Below are 7,921 nucleotides of genomic sequence, written 5' to 3' on the forward strand. Positions count from 1 at the left end.
CGCTACAGGATCGAGAATGTGGTGATCTGATCCTGATTACGGCAAAAAGTTCGATTTATTCAACAAAGCCGCTTTACGTAAGAGTCTGCGTAACAAAGAAATTTGGGTAACAGGCGCTGACCGTTATCGTGATCCAGCAGAGGATCTCCCCGCGGACTTTGCCACTAACCGGGCCTATTATTATTCCCTGTTGCAGGCTCCAGCCGATGCGACAACCTTTATTACTCAAGTCAAAGATAGAATGCGCCATTGGCTCGGCACGCTAAATAATGGCCTGCCAGATAACCCCAAAGTTCGCATCAGGGAGCAGGGGAAAAATCGTATCCACCTGACGCCACTGGAAAAACAGACTGAGCCCCCCAATACAGCAGCGCTGAAGCAGGAGATTGGCCGGCGGTGGGCCGATCTGGAGTTAATAGACATACTCAAGGAAGTCGATTTACGGGAACATTTCTCGTCGTTATTTCGCACATCTGCCAGCCGGGAAGTTCTTGAACCTGAGGTATTGCAACGTCGCCTGTTATTATGTCTGTTTGGCCTCGGTACCAATGTAGGACTGAAACGCATTGCCAGCCAGCAACCTCGCGTCAACTATGATGAATTGCGCTACGTTAAACGGCGGTTTATTCAAAAAGATGCTTTGCGCTCAGCGATTTCACATATCGTGAACGGTATTTTCCGTATTCGTCAGCCGGTCATATGGGGGAATGCGACGACATCCTGTGCCGCAGACTCCCGGAAATTTGGTGCCTATGATCAAAATCTGATGACCGAATGGCATGCGCGCTATGGCGGGCGTGGCGTGATGATTTACTGGCATGTGGACACGCACTCCACCTGTATTTATTCACAATTGCGTCGATGTTCTTCATCGGAGGTGGCTGCCATGATGGAGGGCGTATTGCGCCACTGTACTGACATGGAGATCAACCACCAGTATGTGGACAGCCACGGGCAAAGCGAGGTGGCCTTTGCGTTCAGCGATGTTTTGGGGTTCGATTTATTGCCGCGCCTGAAAGCTATCGCCCGACAGAAACTGTATGTGTGTGAAAAGGAGGATGCATCGTTGTACCCGCAACTTACCCCGATTTTAACCCGGGGGATCGACTGGGAACTGATTGCACAGCAGTATGACGAAATAATCAAATATACAGCGGCACTTAAAGTCGGAACAGCCGAACCCGAGGCAATATTGAGGCGATTCACCCGCAATAACATCCAGCATCCAAACTATAAGGCACTGGCTGAGTTGGGCAAAGCGATTAAGACCATCTTCCTCTGCCGTTATTTGCATGATGAGTCGCTACGTTGCGAAATTAATGCGGGTCTCAATGTCGTGGAAAACTGGAACAGCGCCAATAATTTTATTTTTTATGGCGAACACGGAGAATTCACCAGCAACCGGACTGCGGATCAGGAGCTATCTATGCTCTCATTACACCTGTTGCAAATCAGTCTGGTCTACATCAATACGTTGTTGATCCAGAATGTGCTCTCGGAGCCGACCTGGCGTCAGCGAATGACCGAAGAAGACTGGCGTGGTCTGACGCCATTGATATACCACCATGTTAATCCGTATGGCCGTATCGAGTTGAACATGGACCAGCGGCTGGCATTGGCCGCCTGATGGTGTCCGAAAGTAAGTGAAATCAGTTTCGGACATACACTATGATACGTACATCCTTTTCGTACAGAAAATTACGCCATGTCTTGAGTTTTCGCCTACTGCCGGGTCTCCATCTGGAGCCGAACGCTGAAAACCAGCGGAGGGATAGACGTCAGCAGAAAGGCGATAGTCTGCCCCTCAGTATCTACTGCCAGATATCAGTATGACGACACTTTAATGCAACAAAACCGTCAATGACGCCAGCTTCCAGCTCACTTAACCTAAACAAACTATAAACGACACCTAACATTCCCCCCCATGCAAATGTAACCAAATTGTAGCTAATTTGGTTGCTGGATGTTACTTTCGCGCATTTGTAACACTACGTAACTATATATGAGCATTAGTAATTTAAGGTGCAATTGTTAATAGTTAGATCGGGCTTGACGATCAATCATTAAATATTGATAGCTTTTAGTTATTGGTATTACCTAATTGATCGTTGTTTTCATCTTGCCACCGTCAGGCCGCCACGCTATAAATACGCCTCTTTCAAACCTCAGCATAAGGGTGAACTGGAAGTTTTAGTAGATGCGGCACAGTAGATGCGGCACATCAGATTCGAAAATAATTGCAAATCGCTTGTTTCTTGTTATTTGCGAAGGGTTTTATACTTTTTATTTGAATTAAGTTACCGCTTTAATGCAATTAATGGATCCCTGTACTTTCCGATTTCGATATGTTTTTTGACATTGAAAGGGAGTTGAAATAATGCCCTATTCATCACTGTAAGCCATACGGAATTCGGTATTTATATATTCACGCCATTGGTCTAAAGACTGAAATTGCTGGGATATAATAAAAGTCATCGGTGACTTTATTGAAAAGTACATACCCTGCTGACTGGAGGATATTATCCTTGTTTTATTATTTCCGGGATCTGGTTGTGTATTTTTTAAATGAGTTTCTTTGTTAATCTTGGGATTTTCTAAAAATTAACAAGGGTATTTTCCTATTAACTATGGTCAGGAGTAATTATTCTCTGGCGGGGAAGTGTTATGCCTTTATTTTGTAAAAATAAATTTTATAGCGCAGGAGGGGCCGTACTGGCCGCCGCGATATTAATCAGTAACGGTGTTACTCCAGCTTTTGCGCAGGAGCAGAAGACGGTCACCAATACCAAAGTATTCCAGGTCAAACTGGGTGCCTCACGAGTGATATATAACCCGGACTCCAGCGGGGCGTCTTTATCCGTAACTAATGCGCAGGATTACCCCATTCTGGTGCAGGGAAAGGTATTTGCGGAAGATAAAAAAACAGTCGCACCTTTTATTATTACCCCGCCAGTTTCCCGTCTGGATGCGCAGCAGCAGAGCCGTCTGCGAATTATCCGTACCGGCGGACAGATGGCCGGTGACCGTGAAACGCTGCACTGGCTTTGCGTGGCCGGCATTCCACCCAAAAATACCGATGTCTGGGCTCAGGATGAGAACGGGAGGCCGTTAAAACCCACTGATGTCACGCTGAATCTGGAAGTCAGTGCAAACAGCTGCATTAAGCTGCTGGTGCGCCCGTCAGGCGTGAAGGGGGCGATGATGGATGCCGCATCCGCGCTTAAATGGCAACGCCAGGGCGATAAGCTGACGGTGACTAACCCTTCAGCATTTTATATGAACCTGTCCTCGCTCAGCGTGGGAGGGATGGATATCCCGGATAAAGACTATGTCGCTCCGCGTTCTTCCCGCAGCTTTACCCTGCCAAAAGGCGCTGCCGGTCAGGTGAAGTGGACAGTTATTACCGATGAAGGCGGAGCAAGTCGTCAGTTTCAGGCATCGCTGTAATCACCAGGGGGGGCAATGAAATATTTCAGGCTTTCTACTGCTGCACTGGCTATGTCCGTCGGCATGTTTTCATTACCGGTGCTGGCCTGGGAGTTTGATGCTTCACGTCTGGGTGGCGATATCAGTGATGCGGATATGGCGGTGTTTAACCAGGGCGGGCAGCTTCCGGGAACCTATCAGGTTGAGGTGTTGCTCAATGGCGAGCAGGTGGATTCCCGGGAGGTGGTTTTCCGCCAGCAGGAAGATGCCCGGGGAATGCCCGTTTTGCAGCCCTGCCTGAGCAGGACGCAGCTTTCACGTTACGGCATCAAGACGGAAGACTATCCGGCATTGTCCGGCAAAGGCCCGGACGCAGACAAAGACTGTGCTGATATCCGCGTTATTCCGGATGCCAGAGTCGATTTTAACTTCGGTGCGCAGCAGCTGATGCTGAGCGTTCCGCAGATAGCGCTGCGGCCTGAAGTAAAGGGCATGGCCCCCCGGGAACTGTGGGATGAGGGCGTCCCGGCGGTCCTGATGAATTACCGGGCCAGTACCAGCAGTGTGGAATCACGGGTCGGGAGCGGAAGTGTCAGTGAATCGCAGTACCTGCAACTGGAGCCTGGCGCTAACTGGGGTCCATGGCGACTGCGTAATTCGACGACGTGGCAGAAGAGCCGCGGGCAGTCCGGCCGCTGGCAGACGCCTTATACCTACCTTGAACGCGGCCTGTATGACATGCAGAGCCGGCTGACGCTGGGAGAGCGTTTCACGCCGTCGGAAATTTTTGACAGCGTGCCTTTTCGCGGGGTGATGCTGGGGTCGGATGAAAATATGCTGCCCTCTTCGCAGCGGGCGTTTTCACCGGTGGTGCGCGGTATTGCCCGCACTCAGGCGCGGGTGGAAGTGAAGCAGAATGGCTACACGGTTTACAACGCCACGGTGGCGCCCGGACCGTTTGCCCTGAGTGACTTTTCCGCAGGAGGCTCGGGTGGTGATTTGCAGGTTACTGTCTGGGAAGCCGACGGCAGTACCCAGGAGTTCAGCGTCTCTTATCAGACGCCGGCGATAGCGCTGCAGGAAGGCCACAGCGTGTACAACCTGATGGCCGGGCAGTACCGGGCATCAGATAACGCGGTTGATGCAGCACCGGTTGCACAGGCCACTGTTATGTATGGCCTGCCGTGGAGTCTGACCTTGTACGGCGGTCTGCAGGGGGCGGAACACTATCAGGCGACGACCGCGGGTCTGGGCATGTCGCTCGGGTCGTGGGGGGCGGTGTCGCTGGACGGGACCCACGGCCGCGGGCAGAAGAAAGAACATGAGAGTGAAACGGGCGGTTTCGGGCGGCTGCGCTACAGCAAGAGCGTCGAGGCAACAAACACCTCGATTACTCTGTCCACCACCCGCTATGACGCATCCGGTTTCAGCACGCTGTCTGAGGTACTGGACAGCTACCGGCAGGGAAGTCTGGTCGGCAGTGACGCACAGCGCCGGTCTGAGACAACCCTGTCGCTCGGTCAGTCGCTGGGCGGATGGGGAAGTTTCAGTCTGAGCGGTTCCCGCAACAGCTACGGCAACGGGCACGGGAGTACGGAGTCGTACAGTGCCGGCTACGGCGTCGGTATACGCGGTGTTTCCCTGTCGCTGAATGCGACGCAGAACCGCACCTGGAACAGCGGCAGTAAAGGGCAGGTTAACGTGATGGTCAGCGTTCCGCTGGACCGCTGGCTCGGCGGGTCAACCCGGGCGACGTATCAGATGACGTCGCCGTCATCCGGCGGCAACACGCAGCAGGTGGGGCTCAGTGGTCAGGCGTATGACCGCCAGTTGCAGTGGAATGTGAACCAGCGTCAGCGTTCGGGGGCGGTTAGCGGAGACCGCAACGACAGCGACCTGAACCTTGGCTGGAGCGGGGGCTACGGCCAGCTGAATGGCCGTTACGGCTACAGCCCGTCTTACCGGCAGACGGGGCTGGATGCGTCAGGCGGCGTGGTGATCACCCGCAGTGGTGTGACCGCCGGGCAAACCCTGAACGATACCGTGGCACTGGTGGAAGCGCCGGGCGCGTCCGGAGTGGCGATCGGGGGCTGGCCGGGGGTGAAAACCGATTTTCGGGGCTACACCACGCAGTCCGGCCTGCAGCCTTACCGGAAGAATATTGTCAGTCTGGACCCGGCTCGTCTTTCGGCGGATGCAGAAATAAAGCAGACGGACGTGACGGTGGTGCCGACGCAGGGTGCGGTTATTCCGGCCACCTTTGTCACCCATATTGGCCGACGGGCGCTGGTGACACTGATGCGTCCGGACGGCAAGCCGGTTCCCTTCGGGGCCCTGGTCACCCCGGAAAAACAGGCGTCATCCGGCAGTGGCATTACCGGTGAAGGCGGGCAGGTGTATCTGTCCGGCCTGGACGGGAAAGGTGCCTTGCTGGCGAGATGGGGAGAGGCGCAACAGTGCCGGGCGGACTACCGTCTGCCGGAAAAACAGGGGTCGGCGGGACTGTATCTGTCAGAGGCGGTTTGTCGCTGACAGCGGGTGCCGACTCCCGAAACGACCGAACAGAAACATTACCCGGAGGCCGGGCATGATGAACAGAAAAACAATGTACCTGATAGCGGCAACACTGCTGGCAGGCATGGTCAGCACTGCACAGACCCGCGCAGCAAACAGCCCGCAGCTGGTGTTGCAGATGAATCAGGGCCTGCAGGCAGGCGCGGTCAGAGACGGCACAAAACTTGGCAGGGGCACGCTGGTCAGCTACGACACGCATACCGGCTTTCAGCTCTGGAGTGAGCCGGCTGTCAGCACACCGCAGCCGGACCGCTATGTGCTGACAGGTAACCAGAACCCGTCGCATACGTTGCGGGTGCGTCTGGTACCGCAGCAACTGGCGGTGACCCAGTTGCCGGATACGCAGGGGATAACCGTGCATACCAGCGAAGACCGGATGGTTTTTGACATTCTGGCTGATGGCGTCCAGACGGTGGCCGCCGACAGGTACACCGTAAATATCAATGGTGCGTTGTTGCTTCCGTAAGGTCAGAACATCATGCACCTGTGCGGGCATATTTTAAAAAGAACTTATATTTGCTTACGCAAATATAACAAATAAGAACCATGGTCTTAGGGACTATTGGTGTGCGCACTGGCAACTGCCTGCGCGTAGAATAATTCACCCTAAGTTAAATAAGAGAGAGTACAATCATATGTTAATTTTTAACCATCCCTTAAAAAACGTATTATCAACAGTAGTAGGTGTTACTGCATTATTTACTTCAGTAGGGACGTTTGCTGCTTCAGTCAGCGGTACGCCCCAAACCGCAACAGCAACAATTGTACTCAATGAGCCCGTAGTATTCACTCATACACTCACGGCGACGGAGGGGGTGTTGGCCGGAGCCAGCTCAGGAGTGCTGGCAACGGGTAATGTGACCTTTTCGGCAGGTGCTACAGATAAGATAGCGTATACCTTCGGGGAAGGAACACTTCCTTATTCCAACATTGCTGGTTATATTGAGACCTATGTTTATGGAACGAATAATCCTGAAAACGAGATAAGATTAATGTTAGGATCAACCTCGACCTCGACTGGCTGGACGCGTCACGAAGCAGACAGCTTAATCCCATACATGTATACGCTCGGACCAGTCACGGACAACATGTCATCATACAGGCTAAGTATGCCAAATATAAATGAAGCACAGGCTTCGAAAGCCGACTCGTACGTTGTTTCGGTTACAGCTTACGCCTATACGTCTTAATGGCTAAAAATACTTAGCCAGATACAGAAGTAAAAAGCCGCCTTCTATAAAGGCGGCTCCTGTAACGGTGTTTAATCACGGCACGGGGTGCTGGACTGTACCCCGTTTCGTTTAAACCACAGCCCCATCCAGTCAAAGCCCTGTTCGGTTCTGCCCAACTGGGTTTTGCCGGGATGTTGAGCTGGTTCACATGATACGCAAGGGTCAGTGTGAGCATCCTGACGGGGACGGATTGTCCCCGGCTGAACAGTAGCAAGAGCGGCCTGTCCCGACTGAGCCATGACAAAAATACCCACTCCAATCCATAATTTCATACGCATATCGAATGTCCCTTCAATGTTAACATCATCTGACCTGCCCCCAGGATTAGATACGGTTCTGTCGCATTAACGCCGACAGGTCAGCAGAAATAGCGATGCCGTTTTTTTAGGCAGCCAACAGATAAAATTGTTCTGCTGGTGACAATCCCGCAGTTTGCGGATGGTGATACTGCCCTTTACGTATCATGGGTGACCGCAAGGATTCCTTAATTTTTGGCAATAAGCTTTTTGGTTCTGTCGCATTAACGGCAGCTGATCGGAAAAAGGTGCTCTGCCTGTTTTTCAGGCAGCCAACAGGTCAAATTGTCCAGCCGGGGAAAATCCGTCCCCGGCTGGATGCTCATACTGCCCCTTGCGTATCATGTGAACCAGCTCAATACCCGCAAGTATGGTCTGCGCCCGCCGGAACGA

4 protein-coding genes and 2 pseudogenes are annotated in these 7,921 nt (G+C 52.7%); 5 read left to right on the forward strand and 1 reads right to left on the reverse strand.

The window, feature by feature from the left end; translation table 11 throughout:
• Positions 1-70: 70 nt before the first annotated feature.
• The 5 genes and pseudogenes from J8X26_RS24695 to J8X26_RS24715 all read left to right on the forward strand — a co-directional run.
• Positions 71-1,627: pseudogene (locus J8X26_RS24695) on the forward strand (Tn3 family transposase); the annotation flags it as partial.
• 1,037 nt (positions 1,628-2,664) lie between these two features.
• Positions 2,665-3,447: a fimbria/pilus periplasmic chaperone gene (locus J8X26_RS24700; protein WP_208952261.1), complete on the forward strand. Its 783-nt coding sequence runs from the start codon at positions 2,665-2,667 to the stop codon at positions 3,445-3,447.
• A gap of 15 nt (positions 3,448-3,462) precedes the next feature.
• Positions 3,463-5,958 (forward strand): fimbria/pilus outer membrane usher protein, encoded by a 2,496-nt coding sequence (locus tag J8X26_RS24705; protein WP_208952262.1) that lies wholly within the window; start codon positions 3,463-3,465, stop codon positions 5,956-5,958.
• A 55-nt stretch (positions 5,959-6,013) separates the two neighbouring features.
• Positions 6,014-6,466 carry an AfaD family invasin gene (afaD, locus tag J8X26_RS24710; protein ID WP_208952263.1) on the forward strand — a complete coding sequence of 151 codons (453 nt, stop codon included), beginning with the start codon at positions 6,014-6,016 and terminating at the stop codon, positions 6,464-6,466.
• 169 nt (positions 6,467-6,635) lie between these two features.
• The gene (locus tag J8X26_RS24715; RefSeq protein ID WP_208952264.1) at positions 6,636-7,190 is read left to right on the forward strand and encodes a hypothetical protein; all 555 of its coding nucleotides are present in this window, start codon (positions 6,636-6,638) and stop codon (positions 7,188-7,190) included.
• 602 nt (positions 7,191-7,792) lie between these two features.
• On the opposite strand, the pseudogene J8X26_RS24730 reads toward J8X26_RS24715, so the two are convergent.
• A pseudogene (locus tag J8X26_RS24730) lies at positions 7,793-7,921 on the reverse strand (IS6 family transposase); the annotation flags it as partial.

This window comes from Rahnella sp. ChDrAdgB13, assembly GCF_017655185.1.
GTDB classification, from domain to species: domain Bacteria; phylum Pseudomonadota; class Gammaproteobacteria; order Enterobacterales; family Enterobacteriaceae; genus Rahnella; species Rahnella contaminans.

Excerpts from the sequence above, each read along its gene's own strand:
- J8X26_RS24715 (WP_208952264.1), top strand. The coding sequence starts at position 6,636 with ATGTTAATTTTTAACCATCCCTTAAAAAACGTATTATCAACAGTAGTA.
- J8X26_RS24700 (WP_208952261.1), top strand. The coding sequence starts at position 2,665 with ATGCCTTTATTTTGTAAAAATAAATTTTATAGCGCAGGAGGGGCCGTA.
- J8X26_RS24705 (WP_208952262.1), top strand. The coding sequence starts at position 3,463 with ATGAAATATTTCAGGCTTTCTACTGCTGCACTGGCTATGTCCGTCGGC.
- afaD (WP_208952263.1), top strand. The coding sequence starts at position 6,014 with ATGATGAACAGAAAAACAATGTACCTGATAGCGGCAACACTGCTGGCA.